Source organism: Micromonospora sp. B006 (genome assembly GCF_003408515.1).
GTDB lineage: Bacteria > Actinomycetota > Actinomycetes > Mycobacteriales > Micromonosporaceae > Micromonospora > Micromonospora echinospora_A.
The window spans coordinates 3336555-3359319 of record NZ_CP030865.1 but is presented as its reverse complement, the minus strand read 5'-3'; the positions used below and the strand labels follow the sequence as shown (position 1 = coordinate 3359319).

Below are 22765 nucleotides of genomic sequence, written 5' to 3'. Positions count from 1 at the left end.
GCGGGCGTGTGTCGGCGGGACTGTCCGGCGGGACGGGCGCCTGAGCAGGCACGACGACCGGAATCAGGAACAGGTGTGGGGTTCGTGAGCCGAACGGCCGCGTCTGCACCCACCTGTGCACGAAGCCGGCCCGCCGGCGGTGGTGTGGTCAACGAATCGGCAGATTCCGATCGATAGCAAGCTCTGGGCGGGTGGGTCATGGCGGACGAAGACAAGCTCCTCGAACACCTGAAGTGGGTGACCTCCGAGCTCCGCCTGGCGCGTCGGCGCCTGACCGAGCTGGAGGACGAGGACGCCGAGCCGATCGCGATCGTCGGCATGGCCTGCCGTTTCCCCGGTGGCGTCGCCTCACCGGAGGACCTCTGGGACGTCGTCGCCGGCGGGGTGGACGCCACCGGCGCGTTCCCCGACGACCGGGGTTGGGACCTCGACCGGCTCTACGACCCCGACCCCGACCACCCCGGCACCACGTACAGCAACCGGGGTGGCTTCCTGCGCGACGCCGGCCTGTTCGACCCGACCCTGTTCGGGATCTCGCCACGCGAGGCGCTGGCCATGGACCCGCAGCAGCGGCTCCTGCTCGAGGTGACCTGGGAGGTCTTCGAGCGGGCCGGCATCGACGCCGCGTCGGTGCGGGGCAGCCGTACCGGGGTGTTCGTCGGCACCGCGGGGCAGGACTACACGTCCGTGCTGCGGCAACTGCCCGAGGGCACGGAGGGCTACGTCCTCACCGGCACCGCCGCGAGCGTCATGTCCGGCCGGCTGGCCTACTCCTTCGGACTGGAGGGGCCAGCCGTCACCATCGACACCGCCTGCTCCTCGTCGCTGGTCGCCCTGCACCTCGCCGGCCAGGCCCTGCGCGACGGTGAGTGCTCCCTCGCCGTGGCCGGCGGCGTCACAGTGCTGGCCACGCCGGGCGCCTTCGTCGAGTTCTCCCGCCAGCGAGGGCTCGCCTCCGACGGGCGGTGCAAGGCGTTCTCCGCCGACGCCGACGGGACCGGCTGGTCCGAGGGCGTCGCCATGTTGCTCGTCGAGAAGCTCTCCGACGCCCGGCGCAACGGGCACCCCGTCCTGGCGGTGATCCGGGGCAGCGCCGTCAACCAGGACGGCGCGAGCAGCGGGCTGACCGCCCCCAACGGCCCCGCGCAGCAGCGGGTGATCCGGCAGGCGCTGGAGAACGCCCGGCTCAGTCCGTCCGACGTGGACGCCGTCGAGGCGCACGGCACGGGCACCCGGCTCGGCGACCCGATCGAGGCGCAGGCGCTGCTGGCCACGTACGGGCAGGGCCGCACCGCCGACCGCCCGCTGTGGCTGGGCTCGCTGAAGTCGAACATCGGCCACCCGCAGGCCGCGGCCGGCGCCGGCGGCGTCATCAAGATGGTGATGGCGATGCGGCACGGCGTGCTGCCGCCCACTCTGCACGTGGACCGGCCCTCACCGCACGTCGACTGGTCGACCGGTGCCGTGGCCCTGCTCGACGAGGCGCGCCCGTGGGCCGGTGGTGAGCACGTCCGCAGGGCGGGCGTGTCGTCCTTCGGCATGAGCGGCACGAACGCCCACCTGATCCTGGAGCAGGCGCCGGCCCCCGACCCGGCCGGCGACCACGCCACCCCGTCCCGCCGTCCCGCCGTCGTGCCCATGCTGCTCTCCGCCGCGCAGCCGGCCGCGCTAGCCGCGCAGGCGGACCGGCTGGCCCGTTGGCTTAGCGACGACGAGGAGCCGCGCCCGCTCGATGTGGCCTGGTCGTCGGTGGTGTCCCGCTCGACGCTCGACCGGCGTGCGGTGGTGCTCGCCGAGGACCGCACGGGTCTGCTGACGGGCCTGGAGTCCCTGGCGGCGGGCGCGCCGTCGGGCACGGTGGTCACGGGCCAGGCCGGGGACCGGGGTCCGCTGGCGGTGCTCTTCTCCGGCCAGGGCGCGCAGCGCGCCGGCATGGGCCGCGAGCTGTACGCCGAGTTCCCCGTCTTCGCCGCCGCCCTCGACGAGGCGTGCGGGCATCTCGACCGGGTGCTGCCGCGCCCGCTCAAGGAGGTGCTGTTCGCGCCGGAGGGCTCCGCCGAGGCGGAGCTGCTGGACCAGACCGCGTTCACCCAGGCCGGGCTCTTCGCCGTCGAGGTGGCGCTGTTCCGCCTCGTGGAGTCGTTCGGCGTGGTGCCGGACTTCGTGGGCGGGCACTCGATCGGTGAGATCGCCGCCGCGCACGTGGCCGGGGTGCTGTCCCTCCAGGACGCCTGCCTGCTGGTGGCGGCGCGGGGCCGGCTCATGCAGTCGCTGCCCGACGGCGGCGGCATGCTCGCCGTGGCCGCCGACGAGGCGGCCGTGACGGAGTCGATCGCCGGGCTGACCGACCGAATCGGCATCGCGGCCGTCAACGGCCCGGCCTCCGTCGTGGTCTCCGGCGCCGTCGACGCCCTCGACGAGGTGGAGCGCGTCTGGCGCGACCGGGGCGTGCGTACCCGCCGGTTGGCCGTCAGTCACGCGTTCCACAGCCCGCTGATGGAGCCGGTGCTGGAGCGCTTCCGCGGCATCGTCGAGCGGCTGGACCTCGCCGCCCCCACGCTGCCGATCGTGTCGAACCTGACAGGTGCGCTCGCCGACGCCGACGAGATCCGCACCGCCGACTACTGGGTACGGCACGTCCGCGAGGCGGTCCGCTACGCCGACGGGCTCGCCGCGCTGCGCGACGCCGGGGTCGACACCTTCCTGGAGGTCGGCCCGCAGAGCGTACTGACCGCGATGACGACCGACGTGCTGCCCGACGACGACGTGCTCGCCGTCGCAGCCCAGCGCCGGGACCGGCCCGAGGCACAGGCGCTGCTGCACGCCCTCGCCGAGCTGCACGTGCACGGGTCGCCGGTGTCCTGGCGGGAGTGGTTCGCCGACACCGGCGCCGCCCGGGTCGGCCTGCCCACGTACGCCTTCCAGCGGGAGCGGTTCTGGCCCGAGGTGCTGCCGTGGCGGGTCGGCGACGTGTCGGGCGCCGGCCTCGGCGTCGCGGGGCACCCGCTGCTCGGCGCGGCGGTGCGGCTCGCCGGCGACGACGAGGTGGTGCTGACCGGCCGGCTGTCGACGTCGACGCACCCGTGGCTGGCCGACCACGTGGTCGGCGGCAACGTGGTGGTGCCGGGCACCGCCCTGGTGGAGCTGGCGGTCCGCGCCGGCGACGAGGTGGGCGCGTCGCGGGTACGGGAGCTGACCGTGGCGGCGCCGCTGGTGCTGCCCGAGTCCGGGGCGGTACGCGTGCAGGTGCGCGTCGGCGCGGCCGACGACGCCGCCGTGCGGACGGTGTCCGTGTACTCCCAGCCCGAGGATGACGACGACACCGACTGGGTGCGGCACGCCGACGGCCTGCTCGAACCGGTGTCGGCCGACGAGCCGGGGCTCGGTGAGTGGCCGCCGGCGGGCGCGACCGAGGTGGACCTGACCGGCTGGTATCCGGCGCTGGCCGAGCACGGCCTGTCGTACGGGCCGGTGTTCCAGGGCGTACGGCGGGCCTGGACGGCCGATGGTGGGGCGTACGCCGAGGTGGCGCTGCCGGACGGGGCGGCCGGCGAGGCGGGCGCGTTCGGGGTGCACCCGGCGCTGCTGGACGCCGCGCTGCACCCGGTGGCGCTGCTGCTCGAGGCCGAGGCCACGGGCGGGCCGCGCGTGCCGTTCGCGTTCGAGGGCGTGCAGGTGCACGCCTCGGGCGCCCGGACGCTGCGGGTGCGGCTGACCCGGGACGGCTCCGGGGTGCGGCTGGTCGCCTGCGACGGCTCGGGCGCGCCCGTGGTGTCGGTGGACTCGCTGGTGCTGCGGGAGATGACCGCGACGGCGACCCGGGGCGCCGCCGCCCGGTCGCTGTACGAGGTGACCTGGCAGGCCGAGCAGATCGAGAGCGTCGACGACCTTCCGGGGTGGGCGGTGCTGGGCCGGCCGGCACCGGACGCGCTGCCGGAGGTGCCGGTCTTCGCGGACGTGGCGACCCTGGCGGCGGACGGGGCCACGGCCCGGCAGGTGCTGCTGACGGTGCCCGCCGGCGTTCCCGGCGTCGCCGTGCCGGAGGCCGTGCGGGCGGTCACCAGCGGTGTGCTGGACGTGCTGCGGTCCTGGCTCGCCGCCGAGCCGCTGGCCGACACGAAGCTCGTGGTGGTGACCCGGGGCGCGGTGGCCAGCGGGGACGACGACCAGGTCACCGACCTCGCTGCCGCCGCCGTCTGGGGCCTGCTGCGCTCGGCGCAGTCGGAGCACCCGGGGCGGATCGTCCTCGCCGACGTCGAGGGCGAACTGACCCCCGCGACCCTCGCCGTGCTGGCCGGGGCCGCCGTCGACCCGTCGGTCTCCGGCGGCCAGCTCGCGGTGCGCGGCGAGCGCACCCTCGTGCCGAGGCTGGCGCGGCCGGTGGGCGACGAACTGACCCCGCCGCCCGGCCCGTGGCACCTCGCCCCCGTCACCGGCGGCACCCTGGACGGGATCGCGCCGGTGCCGGCCACGCCCGCGGAACTGGGCGAGGACCAGGTGCGCATCGCGGTGCGCGCGGCCGGCGTGAACTTCCGCGACGTGCTGATCGGCCTGGGCATGTACCCGGATCCGGCGGCCGTGATGGGCAGCGAGGGCGCGGGCGTCGTGGTCGAGGTCGGCCCCGGCGTGACCGACCTGGCGCCCGGCGACCGGGTGATGGGCATGTTCGAACTCGGGTTCAGCCCGCAGGCCGTCGCCCATCGCCGGCGCATCGCCAGGATGCCCGCCGGCTGGTCCTTCACCCAGGCGGCGTCCGTCCCCCTGGTCTTCCTGACGGCGTACTACGCGCTGCGGGACCTCGCCGGGCTGCGGTCCGGCGAGTCGGTGCTGATCCACAACGGCGCCGGAGGCGTCGGGATGGCCGCCATCCAGCTCGCCCACCACCTCGGCGCCACCGTCCACGCGACGGCGAGCCCCGGCAAGTGGGGTGTGCTGCGGGGCCTGGGGGTGGCCGGGGAGCGGATCGCGTCGTCGCGGACCACCGAGTTCGAGCAGGTCTTCGGCGCGGCCACCGGCGGTGCCGGGGTGGACGTGGTGCTCGACGCGTTGGCCGGTGAGTTCGTGGACGCGTCGTTGCGGCTGCTGCCGCGCGGTGGCCGGTTCGTGGAGATGGGCAAGGCCGACGTACGCGACCCGGAGGCGGTCGCCGCCGACCACCCGGGCGTGGCGTACCGCGCGTTCGACCTGAACGAGGCGGGCAGCACCCGCATCGGCGAGATGCTCACCGAGATCCTCGACCTCTTCGCGCGGGGCGCGCTGCGTCCGCTGCCCGTACGGGCGTGGGACGTGCGTCAGGCCCGGCAGGCGCTGCGGCACGTCAGCCAGGCCCGCCACGTCGGCAAGGTGGTGCTGCGCATCCCCGCGCCCGCCGACCCCGACGGCACCGTGCTGCTCACCGGCGCGGCCGGAACCCTGGCCGGCGTGCTCGCGCGGCACCTCGTCGCCACCGGCCAGGCCCGCCGCCTGCTGCTGGCCTCCCGCCGCGCACCCGGCCGGGACGACGCGTACGCCACCCTGGTCCGGGAACTGACCGCCGCGGGCGCCGACGTCACCGCCGCGGCCGTCGACGTCAGCGACCCCGCCCAGGTCGCCGAGCTGGTCGCCGGGATCGACCCGGCGCACCCGCTGACGGCTGTGGTGCACACCGCCGGGGTGATCGCGGACGCGACCATCGGTTCGCTGGACGAGTCCGCTCTGCGTGCGGTGCTGGCGCCGAAGGTGGACGCCGGGTGGGCGTTGCACGAGGCCACGCGGCACCTGGACCTGTCGGCGTTCGTGCTGTTCTCGTCGGTGGCGGCCACCCTCGGCTCGCCGGGGCAGGGCAACTACGCGGCGGCGAACGCGTTCCTCGACGCCCTCGCGCAGCACCGCCGGCAGCAGGGGCTGCCCGCCACCAGCATCGCCTGGGGCATGTGGGCCACCGACAGCACGATGACCGCCCACCTCGACGGCGACGACCAGCAGCGGCTGCGGCGCGTCGGGATGAGCCGGCTCTCCCCGGCCGAGGGCGCCGAACTCTTCGACGCCGCCCTGCCGGCGGCCCGACCGGTGCTCGTCGCGGCCCGCCTCCACGTCACCGGCGAGGCGAGCGGTGTGCCGCCGCTGATGCGGCACCTGCTGCGCGGCGGCGGCCGGCGCCGCACCGCCACCGATCGGCCGAGTGCCGGGGCGTCGTGGCGGGAGCGGCTCGACGGCCTGTCCGAGGCGGACGCCCGGCAGGCGCTCGTCGACCTGGTCTGCGGCCAGGTCGCCACGGTGCTGGGGCACGCCTCGGCACAGGCGGTCCCCGCCGCCCGCGCCTTCAAGGACCTGGGCTTCGACTCGCTGACCTCGGTGGAACTGCGCAACCGCCTCGGTGCGGCCACCGGGCTGCGGCTGACCGCCACGCTGGCCTTCGACCATCCCACCCCGGCCCGGCTGGCCGAGCACCTGTTCGCGCAGCTCGGCCCGGCCACGGGAGCCGGCGCCACCGTCCGTACGGTCGTCACCGCCGACGCCGACGAGCCGATCGCCATCATCGGCATGGCCTGCCGCTACCCCGGCGGCGTCGCCACCCCCGAGCAGCTGTGGCAGCTCGTCACCTCCGGGGCCGACGCCATCGGCGAGTTCCCGGCGGACCGCGGCTGGGACCTCGACCGGCTGTACGGCACGGACGGCGACCAGGCCGGCGGCACCGTCACCCACCAGGGCGGCTTCCTCTACGACGCGGCCGACTTCGACGCCGGCTTCTTCAACATCAGCCCCCGTGAGGCCCTCGCCATGGACCCGCAGCAGCGGCTGCTGCTGGAGACCGCCTGGGAGAGCTTCGAGTACGCCCGCATCGACCCCGCCGCCCTCAGCGGCACCGCCACCGGTGTCTTCGTCGGCGCCGCCTCATCCGGCTACGCCACCAGCGGACGCGACGACCTGGACGGCCTCGAGGGGCACCTGCTGACCGGCACGGCGGGCAGCGTCGCCTCCGGGCGGGTCGCCTACATGTTCGGCCTCGAAGGCCCGGCGGTCACCGTCGACACCGCCTGCTCCTCGTCGCTGGTGGCGCTGCACCTCGCCGCCCAGGCGCTGCGCGGCGGCGAGTGCGACATGGCCCTGGCCGGCGGGGTGGCGCTGATGGCGCAGCCCGGCATGTTCTCCGAGTTCTCCCGCCAGGGCGGCCTCGCCCCGGACGGGCGGTGCAAGGCGTTCGCCGCCGGCGCGGACGGCACCGGCTGGTCCGAGGGCGTCGGCATGCTGCTCGTGGAGCGCCTCTCCGACGCCCGGCGCAACGGGCACCGGGTGCTCGCCGTGCTGCGCGGCTCCGCCGTGAACCAGGACGGCGCGTCCAACGGGCTGACCGCGCCGAACGGCCCGTCGCAGCAGCGGGTCATCCGCCAGGCCCTGGAGAACGCGCGGCTCGCCCCGGCCGACGTGGACGCGGTCGAGGCGCACGGCACCGGCACCGTCCTCGGCGACCCGATCGAGGCGCAGGCGCTGCTGGCCACCTACGGCCAGGATCGTGCCGCCGGCGAGCCGCTCTGGCTCGGCTCGATCAAGTCGAACATCGGCCACTCCCAGGCGGCCGCCGGGGTGGCCGGCGTGATCAAGATGGTGCTGGCGATGCGGCACGGCGTGCTGCCGCCGACCCTGCACGTGGACGAGCCCTCGCCCCACGTCGACTGGAGTGCCGGAGCCGTCGCCCTGCTCACCGAGGCCCGGCCGTGGCCCGCCGTCGACCGGCCCCGCCGGGCCGCCGTGTCGTCGTTCGGCATCAGTGGCACCAACGCGCACACCATCATCGAGCAGGCGCCCGGCGAGCCGGCCCCGACGCCCGTGCCGGCGGGGCACGTTCCCGGCCTTGTCGGGCCCGCCGCCGTACCCCTGCCGGTCTCCGGCAGAAGCCCCCGCGCGCTCCGGGCGCAGGCTGCCCGCCTCGGCGAACGGCTCGCCGGCGACGCCGACCTCGACCCGCGGGACCTCGGCTTCTCCCTGGCCACCCAGCGGGCGCATCACCCGTACCGCGCGGTCGTCGTGGCCACCGGCCGGGACGACGCGCTCGCCCGGCTGGCCGCCCTCGCCGACGGCGACACCTCCCCGGCGGGCGTGGACGCCGCGTCGAAGGTCGCCTTCGTCTTCCCCGGCCAGGGCTCCCAGTGGACTTCGATGGCGCTGGACCTGATGGAGACCTCGCCGGTCTTCCGGCAGCGGATGGACGAGTGCGCCGAGGAGCTGTCCCGGCTGGTCGACTGGAACCTGGGGGACGTGCTGCGGCAGGCGCCCGGCGCGCCGCCCCTGGACCGGGTGGACGTGGTCCAGCCCGCGCTCTTCTCCGTCATGGTGTCCCTCGCGCAGCTCTGGCGCGCGTGCGGCGTCGAACCGGCCGCCGTCATCGGGCATTCGCAGGGGGAACTCGCCGCGGCCTGCGTCGCCGGCGCGTTGACCCTCGCCGAAGCCGCGCGGCTCGTCGTGGCGCGCAGCCACGGCCTGCTGTCGATCGCGGGTCGCGGCGGCATGGTCTCCGTGCCGCTCCCGGCCGCCGACACCGAGCGGCTCATCGCGCCGTGGCGGGGCAGCCTCTCCGTCGCCGCCCTCAACGGCGCCGCCGTGACAGTGGTCGCCGGCGACTCGGCGTCGGTCGCCGAACTGCTCGCGCACTGTGCCGAGCGCGACGTCCGCGCCCGGCAGATCGCCGTCGACTTCGCGGCGCACAGCGGCCACGTCGACCCGATCCGCGACGAGGTGACCGCCCGGTTCGGCACTGTGGACCCCCGCTCCAGCACCGTGCCCTTCCACTCCACAGTCACCGGCGAGCCGATCGACACCGCCGGGCTCGACGCCGACTACTGGTACCGCAACCTGCGGGAGCCGGTCCGGCTCGCGCCGGTCGTGGACCAGCTGATCGAGCAGGGCTTCCGGACGTTCGTCGAGGTCAGCCCGCACCCCGTACTCAAGATCGCCGTGCAGGACGCGCTCGACCGGAAGGCCGACGGCGGCGTGGTGGTGGGCTCGCTGCGCCGCGACGGGCACGGGCCGCGTCAGCTGCTGGCCAACCTCGGCGAGCTGCACGTCGCCGGCGTGCCCGTCGACTGGTCGCGCGTCTTCGCCGGCTCCGGCGCCACCCCTGTCGACCTGCCCACGTACGCCTTCCAGCGGGACCGGTTCTGGCCGGTGCTCGACCGCTCCGCCACCGGCGACGTGTCGGGCGCGGGGCTGGGCGCGGCCGGGCACGGGCTGCTCGGCGCGGCGGTGCGCCTCGCCGGCGACGACGAGGTCGTGCTGACCGGCCGGCTGTCGGCGTCCACGCACCCGTGGCTCGCCGACCACGTGGTCGGCGGCGCCATGGTGCTGCCGGGCACGGCCCTCGTCGAGCTCGCGGTGCGCGCCGGCGACGAGGTCGGCGCCTCCCGGGTGCGGGAACTGACCGTCGCCGCACCGCTGGTGCTGCCGAACCCGGGCGCGATCCGCGTGCAGGTGCGCGTCGGCGCGGCCGACGGCTCCGGAACCCGGAGCGTGGCGGTGCACTCGCAGCCCGACGGCGACCCCGAGGACCCCTGGACGCGGCACGCCGACGGTCTGCTGGAGCAGGCCACCGACGAGCCGGCGTTGGGCTCCTGGCCGCCGGCCGGAGGCACCGAGGTGGACCTCGCCGGCTGGTACCCGGCGCTCGCGGAGCGCGGCCTGGCCTACGGACCGGCGTTCCGGGGCCTGCGGCGGCTGTGGACCGCCGGCGACGAGGTGTACGCCGAGGTGACCCTGCCGGACGAGGCGGCCGGCGACGCCGACGGCTTCGCCGTGCACCCGGCGCTGCTGGACGCCGCCCTGCACCCCGTCGGGCTGCTGCTGGCCGAGCGCTCCGGCGGACCGCGCGTGCCGTTCGCGTTCGAGGGCGTACAGGTGCACGCCTCCGGCGCCCGGACGCTGCGGGTGCGGCTGACCCGGGCGGGCTCGCGCGTGCGGCTGGTGGCCGGGGACGAGTCCGGCGTGCCCGTGGTGTCAGTCGAGTCGCTCGCCCTGCGGGAGATGACCGACGCCACCGGCGCGGAGGCCGCGGAGCGGTCGATGTTCGAGGTGACGTGGCAGGCCGAGACGGTCACCCCGGCGCGGGACGTCTCCGGCTGGGTGCTGCTCGGCGACGGACCCGCCCCGGCGGACCTCGTCACGCCGGTGTTCCCGACCGTCGGCGAGCTGACCGCGGCGGTCTCGGCCGGTACGGTCGAGGCGCCCCGCGCGCTCGTGGTCCCCGTGCCCGCCGGCACCCCGGAGGGCGACCTGCCCGACGAAGTCCGTACGGCCACCGCCCGAGTCCTGGCCGTGCTGCACTCCTGGCTGGACAGTGAGGCGCTGGCCGACACCACGCTCGTCGTGCTGACCCGCGCGGCGGTGGCCGCCACCCCGGCGGACGCGGTGCGGGACCTGCCCGGCGCGGCGGTCTGGGGCCTGCTGCGCTCGGCCCAGTCCGAGCACCCGGGGCGGATCGTCCTCGCCGACGTCGACGGGGAACTCACCCCGGCCACCCTCGCCGTGCTGGCCACCGTGGCCCAGGACCCGTCGCCGACCGGCGGCCAGGTGGCCGTACGCGGCAACGAGGTGCGCACGCCCCGCCTGGGCCGTCCCGCCGGCCAGGCCGCCGACGAACTCGTCCCGCCGGACGGACTGTGGCGGGTCGGGGCGGTCAGCCCCGGCACCCTCGACGGGGTCGGCATGGTGCCCGCCACCTCCGCCGCCCTGGACGCGGGCCAGGTGCGCATCGCGGTGCGCGCGGCCGGCGTGAACTTCCGCGACGTGCTGATCGGCCTGGGCATGTACCCGGATCCGGCGGCCGTGATGGGCAGCGAGGGCGCGGGCGTCGTGGTCGAGGTCGGCCCCGGCGTGACCGACCTGGCCCCCGGCGACCGCGTGCTCGGCATGTTCGAGCCGGCCTTCGCCCCCGAGGTGATCGCCACCCGCGACCTCGTGGCGAAGATCCCCGCCGGCTGGTCGTTCGCGCAGGCCGCCTCCGTGCCGGTGGTGTTCCTGACCGCGTACTACGCGCTGCGGGACCTCGCCGGGCTGCGGTCCGGCGAGTCGGTGCTGATCCACAACGGTGCCGGTGGCGTAGGCATGGCCGCCATCCAGCTCGCCCGGCACTGGGGCGCGACGGTCCACGCCACCGCCAGCCCCGGCAAGTGGGGCGTGCTGCGGGAACTCGGGGTGGCCGAGGAGCGGATCGCGTCGTCGCGGACCACCGAGTTCGAGCAGACCTTCGGCGCGGCCACCGGCGGTGCCGGCGTCGACGTGGTGCTCGACGCCCTCGCCGGTGAGTTCGTGGACGCGTCGTTGCGGCTGCTGCCGCGCGGTGGCCGGTTCGTGGAGATGGGAAAGGCCGACGTACGCGACCCCGAAACGGTCGCCGCCGGGCATCCGGGCGTCACCTACCGCGCGTTCGACCTCAACGAGGCCGGGCACCGGCGCATCGGGGAGATGCTCACCGAGCTGCTCGACCTGTTCGCGCGCGGCGCGCTGCGCCCGCTACCCCTGCGGGCGTGGGACGTGCGCCAGGCACGGCAGGCACTGCGCCACATGAGTCAGGCCCGCCACATCGGCAAGGTCGTCCTGCGGGTGCCCGCCCCCGCCGACCCGGACGGCACCGTGCTCGTCACCGGCGCCGGCGGCGCCCTCGCCGGCGTGTTCGCCCGGCACCTCGTCGCCACCGGCCAGGCCCGGCACCTGCTGCTGGCCTCCCGCCGTGGCCCCGAGCACTACCGGGAGCTGGTCGACGAGCTGACCCGCGCGGGCGCCCGGGTCACCGCCGGCACCGCCGACGTGACCGACCCCGCGCAGGTGACCCGGCTGCTGGAACTGGTGGACCCGGCGCACCCGCTGACGGCTGTGGTGCACACCGCCGGGGTGATCGCCGACGCGACCATCGGTTCGCTGGACGAGTCCGCTCTGCGTACGGTGCTGGCGCCGAAGGTGGACGCCGGGTGGGCGTTGCACGAGGCCACGCGGCACCTGGACCTGTCGGCGTTCGTGCTGTTCTCGTCGGTGGCGGCCACCCTCGGCTCGCCGGGGCAGGGCAACTACGCGGCCGCGAACGCGTTCCTCGACGCCCTCGCCCGGCACCGGCGTGAGCAGGGGCTGCCCGCCACCAGCCTCGCCTGGGGGCTGTGGGCGACCAGCAGCGCCATGACCGCCCACCTGGGCGGCAACGAGCACCGCAAGGCGATCCGCGCCACCAGCGCCCCGTTGACCGACCGGCAGGGCGTGGCGCTGTACGAGCTGGCGCGACAACGCGGCGCGGCGCACCTCGTCCTCATGAACCTGCCGCCGGCGTCGCGGGCGACCGGCCAGAACGTGCCCAGCCTGCTGCGGGACCTGGTCCGCGCGGGCGGACCGGCCCGGCGCGCGGTCGGTCGCGGCCTCGCGGACACCGCCTCCGTACGCGACCGGCTGGCGACGCTCGGCCCGGCCGAGCGGCGTTCCCACCTGCTCGACCTGGTGGCCGCCAGCGTGGCGGCAGTGCTCGGGCACCGCTCGGCCGAGACCGTCGACGCCCAGCGCGCCTTCAAGGAACTGGGCTTCGACTCGCTCACCTCGGTGGAACTGCGCAACCGGCTCTCCGCCGCCACCGGCCTGCGGCTGCCCGCCACCGTGGCGTTCGACTACCCGACCCCGGTGGTGCTCGCCGAGTTCCTGGACCGGGAGCTCGGCGCGGCGGCAGTCGTGGACCGGCCCGCCGCGGTCGGCACCGCCGCCGCCCTCGACGAACCGATCGCCATCATCGGCATGGCCTGCCGGTTCCCCGGCGACGTGCAGACCCCCGAGCAGCTGTGGGACGTGGTCACCGCCGGCACCGACGTCATCTCGCCCTTCCCCACCGACCGGGGCTGGAACCTCGACGACCTGCGCGCCGGCGGCCAGGACCCGGACGCCGTACCGCGGCAGGGCGGCTTCCTCCACGACGCCGCCCAGTTCGACGCCGCCTTCTTCGGGATCTCCCCCCGCGAGGCCCTGGCCATGGACCCGCAGCAGCGGCTGCTGCTGGAGACCTCCTGGGAGGCATTCGAGCGAGCCGGGATCGACCCTCACTCGGCGCGGGGCAGCAGCACCGGCGTCTACGTCGGGCTCATCTACCACGACTACGCCTCCCAGGCCGCCGGCGGCACCGACGACCTGGACGGCCACGTCGGCAACGGCAGCGCCGGCAGCGTCGCCTCCGGCCGCATCTCGTACCTGTTCGGCCTGGAGGGCCCCGCCGTCACCGTCGACACCGCCTGCTCGTCGTCGCTGGTGGCGCTGCACCTGGCCACCCAGGCGCTGCGGCAGGACGAGTGCCGCCTCGCCCTCGCCGGCGGGGTGAGCGTCATGTCCACCCCCGGCATGCTCACCGAGTTCTCCCGGCAGCGCGGCCTGTCGCCCGACGGGCGGTGCAAGGCGTTCGGCGCAGGCGCCGACGGCACCGGCTTCGCCGAGGGCGTCGGTATGCTCCTGCTGGAGCGCCTCTCCGACGCGCAGCGCAACGGCCACCGCGTGCTCGCCGTCGTGCGCGGCAGCGCCGTCAACCAGGACGGCGCCAGCAGCGGCCTGACCGCGCCGAACGGCCCCGCCCAGCAGCGGGTGATCCGGCAGGCGCTCGCCAACGCCCGGCTCGCCACCACCGACGTCGACGCCGTCGAGGCGCACGGCACCGGCACCGCCCTCGGCGACCCGATCGAGGCGCAGGCGCTGCTGGCCACGTACGGGCAGGGCCGACCGCAGGACCATCCACTGTGGCTGGGGTCGGTCAAGTCGAACATCGGCCACGCCCAGGCGGCGGCCGGTGTCGCCGGTGTGATCAAGATGGTGCTGGCGATGCGGCACGGCATCCTGCCGCCGACCCTGCACGCCGAGAAGCCGTCCCCGCACATCGACTGGACGGCCGGGTCGGTCGCCCTTCTCACCGAGGCGCGGCCGTGGCCGGCCGTCGACCGGCCCCGCCGCGCGGCGGTGTCGTCGTTCGGCATCAGCGGCACCAACGCCCACACCATCGTCGAGCAGGCCCCCGAGCCCGCCCCGGCGCAGGCCGCACCCGCCACGGGCGTCCCGGGCGACCTCGTCGCCTGCGTCCTGTCGGCCCGCGACGCCGCCGCCCTGCACGAGCAGGCACGCCGGCTGCGGACCCTCGTCGACGGCGAGCCGGACCTGACCGCCGCCGACGTCGGCCGGGCGCTCGCCACCGCCCGCAGCGCCTTCGAGCACCGCGCCGTGCTGCTGCCCGGCGACCGCGCCGGACTGCTCGCCGCCCTCGGCGCGCTGGCCGACGGCGAGCCCTCGGCCGCCGTCGTGCGGGGAATCGCCCGCAGCGGCCGCACCGCCGTCCTCTTCTCCGGTCAGGGCGCGCAGCGCGCCGGTATGGGTCGTGAGCTGTACGGGGCGTTCCCGGTGTTCGCCGCGGCCCTGGACGAGGTGTGTGCTCACCTGGATCCGCTGCTGCCGCGTGCGCTGCGGGAGGTGTTGTTCGCCGCGGTGGGCACGCCCGGGGCGGGGTTGCTGGATCAGACGGTGTTCACGCAGGCGGGGCTGTTCGCGGTCGAGGTGGCGTTGTTCCGGCTGGTCGAGTCGTTGGGTGTGGTGCCGGACCTGGTGGCCGGGCACTCCATTGGTGAGATCGCGGCGGCGCACGTGGCGGGCGTGCTCTCCCTGGCCGACGCGTGTGCGCTGGTCGCGGCGCGGGGTCGGCTGATGCAGGCCCTGCCGGCTGGTGGCGGCATGCTCGCCGTCGCCGCCGACGAGGCCGCGGTGGCCGAGTCGATCGTCCCGTTCGCCGACCGGGTCGGCGTCGCCGCCGTCAACGGCCCCACCGCCGTGGTGGTCTCCGGCGCCGCCGAGGCCCTCGACGAGGTGCAGCGGGCCTGGACGGACCGGGGTGTGCGTACGCGCCGGCTCACCGTCAGCCACGCGTTCCACAGCCCGCTCATGGAGCCGATGCTGGCCGAGTTCCGGCAGACGCTCGACGGGCTGACGTTCCACTGGCCCGTCCTGCCGATCGTGTCGAACCTGACCGGGCAGGTCGCCGACCCCGACGAGATCGGCACCCCCGACTACTGGGTCCGCCACGTACGCGAGACCGTCCGGTTCGCCGACGGGATCGCGAGCCTGCGCGAGCGCAACGTCCGTACCTTCCTCGAACTGGGCCCCGACGCGGTGCTCGCCGGCATGGTGGGCGCCTGCCTGCCGGACGACGACGCGGCGACGGTCGTGGCGACCCTGCGCCCCGGCCGACCCGAGCCGGCGTCGCTGGTCCACGCGCTTGCGGAGCTGTACGCGCACGGCATGCCGGTCACCTGGACCGCCCTCCTGCCGGCCGGAACCCGCCCGGTCGACCTGCCGACGTACCCGTTCCAGCGGCAGCGCTTCTGGCCGGCCGTGGGCCGGCTGCGCGCCGGCGACGTCAGCGGCGCCGGCCTCGGCGTGGCCGAGCACGGGCTGCTCGGCGCTGCGGTGGACCTGGCCGGCGACGACGAGATCGTGCTGACCGGCCGGATCTCCCCGACCACCCACCCCTGGCTGGCCGACCACGTCGTCTCCGGCGTGCCGCTGGTCCCGGGCACGGCCCTCGTGGAGCTGGCCGTCCGCGCCGGCGACGAGGCGGACCTGCCGCGGCTGCGGGACCTGACGGTGCTCGTGCCGCTGGTGCTCCCCGAGTCCGGCGCCGTACGGATCCAGGTGCGGGTGTCCACGTCGGAGTCCCCGCAGCGTCCCGTCGCCGTCTACTCCCGCCCCGACGACGATCCCGAGGCGGGCTGGACCCGGCACGCGGAGGGCGTGCTGGAACCGGCCACGGCCGACGAACCGCAGCCGGCCGCCTGGCCGCCCGCCGGCGCCACCGAGGTGGACCTGACCGGCTGGTATCCGGCGCTGCTCGAACACGGCCTGTCGTACGGGCCGGCGTTCCAGGGGCTACGCCGGGTGTGGACCGGCGAGGACGACGTCTTCGCCGAGGTGGTCCTGCCGGACGACGCGGCGACCGAGGCGGCGCGCTTCGGCGTGCACCCGGCGCTGCTGGACGCCGCCCTGCACCCGATCGGGCTGCTGCCCGGCACCGAGGAGTCGGGCGGGCCGCGCGTACCGTTTGCCTTCGAGGGCGTGCAGGTGCACGCCTCCGGCGCGAGGCTGCTGCGGGTGCGGTTGACCCGCAACGGCTCCGCGGTGCGGCTGACCGCCCGCGACGAGGCGGGCGCGCCGGTGGTGTCGGTGGACTCCCTCGTCCTGCGGGAGCTGACCGGCGTGGCCGCCCCGAACGCGGCGTCGCGTTCCCTGTTCGAGGTGGCCTGGCAGGCCGAGGAGGCCGACCCGGTCGACGACGCGTCGGGCTGGGCGGTGCTGGGCGGGCCGGCCCTGCCGGGCGTCCCCGGTGGCCCCTCCGCCGAGACGATCCGGCAGCTGCGCGCCGCCATCGACGCCGGCATCGCCCCGCCGCGCCTGCTGCTCTTCACGCCGGCCGCGTCGCCCGCCGACGACGGCGACCCGGCGGAGGCCGTACGCACGGTCACCGCCGACGTGCTGGGCCTGGTGCAGGAGTGGCTGGCCGTCGACGCGCTGGCCGACTCGAAGCTCGTGGTGGTGACCCGGGGCGCGCTGGCCGTCCGCGCCGGGGACCGGGTGAGCGACCTGGCCGCCGCGGCCGTGTGGGGCCTGCTGCGCTCCGCGCAGTCCGAGCACCCCGGTCGCATCGTCCTGGCCGACGTCGACGACGCGATCAACCCCGGCACGCTGGGAGTCCTGGCCCGCTTCGCCGCGGACCCGGCCGGCGGTCAGGTCGCGGTGCGTGCGGGTGCGGTGTTCGTGCCGCGTCTGGTGCGCGCGGTCGCCCCGGTGTCGGTGGAGACGCCGGTTGTGGGTGATGGTGCGGTGCTGGTGACCGGTGGTACGGGTGCGCTGGGCGCGTTGGTGGCGGAGCATCTGGTGTCGGTGCATGGTGTGCGGTCGCTGGTGTTGGTGTCGCGGCGTGGTCCGGCGGCCGCGGGTGCGGGTGAGTTGTCGGAGCGGTTGTCGGCGCTGGGTGCGTCGGTGCGGATTGCCGCCTGTGATGTGACGGACCGGGACCAGGTCGGCGTGCTGGTGGCCGAGGTCGCCGCTGGGGGTCGGCTGGCGGGTGTGGTGCACACCGCTGGTGTCCTGGATGACGGGGTGATCGAGCGGGTCACCGAGGAGCGTCTGGCAAGGGTGCTGGCGCCGAAGGTGTCGGCGGGTTGGTTGTTGCACGAGGCGACGGCGGGTCTTGATCTGGATCTGTTCGTGGTGTTCTCGTCGGTGGCGGGTGTGTTGGGTTCGCCGGGTCAGTCGGCGTATGCGGCGGGTAACGCGTTCCTGGACGGGCTTGCGGTCTACCGGCGGCAGCTCGGGTTGCCTGCGGTCAGCCTGGCGTGGGGCATGTGGGACACCGCCGGCATGGCCGCGTCGATCGGCGGCAACGACCGGGCCCGTACGGCACGCGCCGGACTCCGACCGATGAACGCCCGCACCGGCCTGGAACTCTTCGACGCCGCGGTGGGGGCACAGCGGGCGGCGCTGGTGCCGGCCGCGATCGACGTACCCGCGCTGCGGGCGGCAGCAGCCGGCGCGGTCGTACCGCCGATGCTGCGCAACCTGGTCGACGTGGCGACGACCCGCCGCCGCGCCGGCCAGGGCGCCCCCGGCGGTTGGGCCGACCGCCTCACCGGCCTCAGCGCAGAGGACGGCCTCGCGCAGGTCGACCAGCTGATCCGGGGCCTGGTCGCGCAGGTTCTCGGGCACGGCGGCGCCGAGGCGGTGCCGGCCGACCGGGCGTTCAAGGACCTGGGCTTCGACTCGCTGACCGCCGTCGAGCTGCGCAACCGGGTGAACGGCGCGACCGGCCTGCGCCTCACCTCGACCCTGGTGTTCGACCACCCGTCCCCGCAGGTCCTGGCGGCCCACGTGTACGCGGAACTCGCCGGCACCCGGCCCGGCCCCGTCACGACCGAAGAGGCGACGGCCGGCGACGCCGACGAGGCGATCGCGATCGTCGGCATGGCCTGCCGCTACCCCGGCGGGGTGGAGTCTCCCGACGAGCTGTGGAGGCTGGTCAGCACCGGTGGGGAGGGCATCGGGGAGTTCCCGGCCGACCGGGGCTGGGACCTGGAGTCCCTGTACGACCCGGACCCCGACCACGCCGGCACCTCGTACACCCGCCACGGCGGCTTCCTGTACGGCGCGGCGGAGTTCGACCCCGGCTTCTTCGGCATCTCGCCGCGCGAGGCCCTCGCCATGGACCCGCAGCACCGGCTGCTGCTGGAGGCGTCCTGGGAGACGTTCGAGTCGGCGGGCCTGGACCCGTCGGGCCTGCGGGGCAGCCGGACCGGTGTCTTCGCGGGCGTCATCTACCACGACTACTCGACGCGCCTGATGGAGACGCCCGAGGTCGAGGGCTACATCGGCACCGGCAACTCGGGCAGCGTGCTGTCGGGTCGGGTGGCGTACACCTTCGGGCTGGAGGGCCCGGCGGTGACCGTGGACACGGCCTGCTCGTCCAGCCTGGTGGCGTTGCATCTCGCGGTGCAGGCGTTGCGCAGCGGCGAGTGCGACCTGGCGCTGGCCGGCGGCGTGACGGTGATGGCCACGCCCGGCACCTTCGTGGAGTTCTCCCGGCAGCGGGGCCTGTCGGCCGACGGCCGGTGCCGGTCGTTCGCGGCGTCGGCGGATGGCACGGGCTGGTCCGAGGGCGTGGGTGTGCTGCTGGTGCAGCGTCTGTCGGACGCCCAGCGTGAGGGCCGGAAGATCTACGCCGTGGTGCGGGGCACGGCGGTGAATCAGGACGGTGCGTCGAACGGTCTGACGGCGCCGAATGGTCCGTCGCAGCAGCGGGTGATCCGGCAGGCCCTCGCGAACGCCCGGCTGACCACCGCCGACGTGGATGTGGTGGAGGCGCACGGTACGGGTACGACGCTGGGTGATCCGATCGAGGCGCAGGCTGTCCTGGCCACGTACGGGCAGGACCGGCAGGGGCGGGAGCCGTTGTGGCTCGGGTCGGTGAAGTCGAATATCGGGCACGCGCAGGCGGCTGCGGGTGTGGCCGGTGTGATCAAGATGGTCATGGCGATGCGGCACGGTCTGGTGCCGGCGACGTTGCATGTGGACGAGGCGTCGCCGCACGTCGACTGGTCGGCGGGGGCGGTGGCCCTGGCCACCGAGCCCACCCCGTGGCCGCGGGTGGACCGGCCGCGTCGGGCGGCGGTGTCGTCGTTCGGGATCTCCGGCACGAACGCGCATGTGATCATCGAGCAGCCGCCGGCTGAGACGATCGAGGGCGAGATCGTCGCCCGCGACGTGCCGCCGGTCGTGCCGGTGCTGCTGTCCGCGCGCTCCGACGCGGCACTCGCCGGCCAGGCGGGCCGGTGGGCGCGGTGGCTCGCCGTCGACGAGGCCCGACGTGGCGTGGATGTGGCCTGGTCGTCGGTGGCGTCCCGGTCGGCGTTGGAGCACCGGGCGGTGGTGTCCGGGGCGAGCCGGGACGAACTGCTGGCGGGCCTCGCGGCAGTGGCGGCCGGCGAGCCGTCGGGGGCTGTCGTGACCGGTTCCGCCGCCGCACGCGGCCAGCTGGCGCTGCTGTTCTCCGGTCAGGGTGCGCAGCGTGCCGGGATGGGCCGGGAGCTGTCGGCCGGGTTCCCGGTGTTCGCCGCCGCGCTGGACGAGGTGTGTGGGCAGTTGGATCCGTTGTTGCCGCGTCCGCTCAAGGAGGTGCTGTTCGCTGAGGCGGGTAGTGCTGAGGCGGGGTTGCTGGATCAGACGGTGTTCACGCAGGCGGGGTTGTTCGCGGTCGAGGTGGCGTTGTTCCGTCTGGTGGAGTCGTTCGGGGTTGTTCCCGACATGCTGGCTGGTCATTCGATCGGTGAGGTGACGGCTGCGCATGTCGCGGGTGTGTTGTCTCTGGCGGATGCGTGTGTGTTGGTGGCGGCGCGGGGTCGGTTGATGCAGGCGTTGCCGGCGGGTGGCGGGATGTTGGCGGTGGCGGCGGACGAGGCTTCGGTGGGGGAGTCGATCGCGGGGTTGGCGGACGTCGGTGTTGCGGCGGTCAACGGTCCGGCTGCTGTGGTGGTGTCGGGTGCGGTGGAGGCGTTGGATGAGGTGGAGCGGGTCTGGCGTGGGCGGGGTGTGCGGACGCGTCGGTTGGCGGTGAGTCATGCGTTCCACAGTCCGTTGATGGAGCCGATGCTGGCGGAGTTCCGGGCGGTGCTGGAGGGGCTGGCTTTCGCGGCGCCGTTGTTGCCGGTGGTGTCGAATGTGACCGGTGCGCTGGCTGACGCCGAGGAGATCCGCAGCCCGGAGTACTGGGTGCGGCATGTGCGGGAGGCTGTGCGCTATGCCGACGGTGTCGCTGCCCTGCGGGCTGCTGGGGTGGACACGTTCCTGGAGGTCGGCCCGCAGAGTGTGCTGACCGCGATGAACGCCGACGTGCTCGCCGAGGACGCGCTCGCGGTGGCTGTGCAGCGCCGGGACCGGTCCGAGACGCAGGCGTTGCTGCACGCCCTGGCCGAGCTGCACGTGCACGGCGTGCCGGTGACCTGGACGCAGTGGTTCACCGACACCGGTGCCGCCCGGGTCGACCTGCCCACGTACGCCTTCCAGCACCAGCGGTACTGGCCCGAGCCGGCGAACCGGCCGCGGCAGACGGCGACCCACGGCGGTGACGCCGACTTCTGGAAGGCCGTCGAACGCGGCGACCTGAGCGCCCTCGCCGCGCAGTTCGGCGACGACGGCGCCGCCCTGGACGCCCTCACCCCGGCCCTGCCGGTCCTGTCGACCTGGCACCGGGCGCGCACGCAGCGGGCCGTCCTGGACGCATGGTCGTACCGCGTCGGATGGAAGCGCGCCGACATCACCGCCGGCCCGGCGCGGCCCGGCGCGTGGCTGCTCGTGACGGCGCAGGACGACCTGGCGGACGGCACCCGGGCGGAGGCGGTCACCAAGGCCCTCGCCGAGGTCGGCGCCGACGTGGTCCGGCTCACCGTCGACCCGGCCGGCACCGACCGGGCGGGCCTCGCCCGGCGGCTGGGCGACGCGCTGGCCGACGGTCCCGTCACCGGCGTGCTCTCCCTGCTCGGCCTCCGCGACCAGCCGCACCCCGCCCACCCGGCCGTGCCGGTCGGGACGGCCGCCACGCTGCTGCTGCTCCAGGCGCTGCACGACACCGGGGCGACGACCCGGCTGTGGTGCCTGACGCAGGGCGCGGTCAGCACCGGCGACGGGGACACCGTGCACGCTGCCGTCCAGAGCGGGCTCTGGGGCCTGGGGCTCGTGGCGGGCCTGGAACACCCCCACCTGTGGGGCGGGCTGGTGGATCTGCCCGAGCAGGCCGACGCGACGGCCTGGGACCGGCTGGCGCGGGTGGTGACCGGCGCCGGCGACGAGGACCAGCTTGCCGTACGCCCCTCCGGGGTGTTCGTCCGTCGCCTGGTCCGCTCGGCGCCCGCCGCCCCCGACACGGCGCAGCGGTGGCGGCCGTCCGGCACCGTGCTGGTCACCGGCGGCACGGGCGCGCTGGGCGCGCACGTTGCCCGCTGGGCGGCGGCCGACGGGGCGGAGCACGTCGTGCTGACCAGCCGCCGCGGCGAGCGCGCCCCCGGGGCGGCCGAGCTGTGCGAGGAGCTCACCGCCCAGGGCGTACGGGCGTCGGTCGTGGCCTGCGACGTCGCCGATCGCGACCAGGTGGCGGAGCTGCTGGCCCGCCTCGACGAGGATCCCGCGCCGCTGACGGCCGTGGTCCACGCGGCGGGCGCCGGCGAGTCCGGGCTGATCGCCGGCGCCGACCTGGCCGCGTTCGCGGGCGTGCTCGACGGCAAGGTGGCCGGCGCGCTGCACCTGGACGCCCTGCTCGGCGACCGGCCGCTGGACGCGTTCGTGCTCTTCTCCTCCATCGCCGGGGTGTGGGGCAGCGGCGGGCAGTCCGCGTACGCCGCCGGCAACGCCTTCCTCGACGCGCTCGCCGAGCAGCGGCGCGGCCGGGGCCTGGCGGCGACGTCCGTGGCCTGGGGACCGTGGGCCGACGGCGGCATGGCCACCGGCGAAGCCCGGCAGATGCTGGCCCGGCGCGGCCTGACCGCCATGGCGCCGGCCGACGCCGTGCACGCCATGCGGTACGCCGCCGGCCTGCCCAGGGCGGCGCTGACCGTGGCGGACGTCGACTGGGCGGTCTTCGCCCCGGCGTACGCCTCGGCCCGCCCCCGGCCGCTGCTCGACGACATCGCCGAGGCCCGGGAGGCGCTGCACGCCCACGCCGTGGAGCAGCAGCCCGGCGGTGCCGCCGACGCCCTGCGGGAGCACCTGCTCACCCTGCCCTGCCCCGAGCGGGTCCGGCACCTGGTCGACCTGGTCCGTACCCACGCCTCGGCCGTGCTCGGCCACGCGGGAACGGACCGGGTCAAGCCGCAGCGGGCGTTCAAGGAGCTCGGATTCGACTCGCTGACGGCGGTCGAGCTGCGCAACCGACTGACCGGCGTCACCGGCCTGTCGCTGCCCGCGACCCTCGTCTTCGACTACCCGAACCCGGCCGTGCTCGCCGAGAACCTGCTCGACGGCCTGCTGCCCGAGGCGGCGCAGGCGGACGACGGCGACCCGGCGGAGGCGGCCGTCCGGCAGACGCTCGCGGCGATCCCGCTGGCCCGCCTCCGTGAGGCCGGGCTGCTGGACCTGCTGCTCAACCTCGCCGACACCGACGGCGACGACGGTGACGAGTCCACCGACGAGGACCTGGACCTCGACGACCTCGACACCGACGCCCTCGTCAGGCTGGCGCTTGACGGAACCGATTCCTGAC

1 protein-coding gene is annotated in these 22765 nt (G+C 75.6%); it reads left to right on the top strand.

Translation table 11 applies throughout. The features are described from left to right. The first annotated feature begins 198 nt into the window (after positions 1–198). On the top strand, positions 199–22764 hold the full coding sequence (locus tag MicB006_RS15175) for a type I polyketide synthase (RefSeq protein WP_116506938.1): 22566 nt from the start codon (positions 199–201) through the stop codon (positions 22762–22764). Position 22765 lies beyond the last annotated feature (1 nt).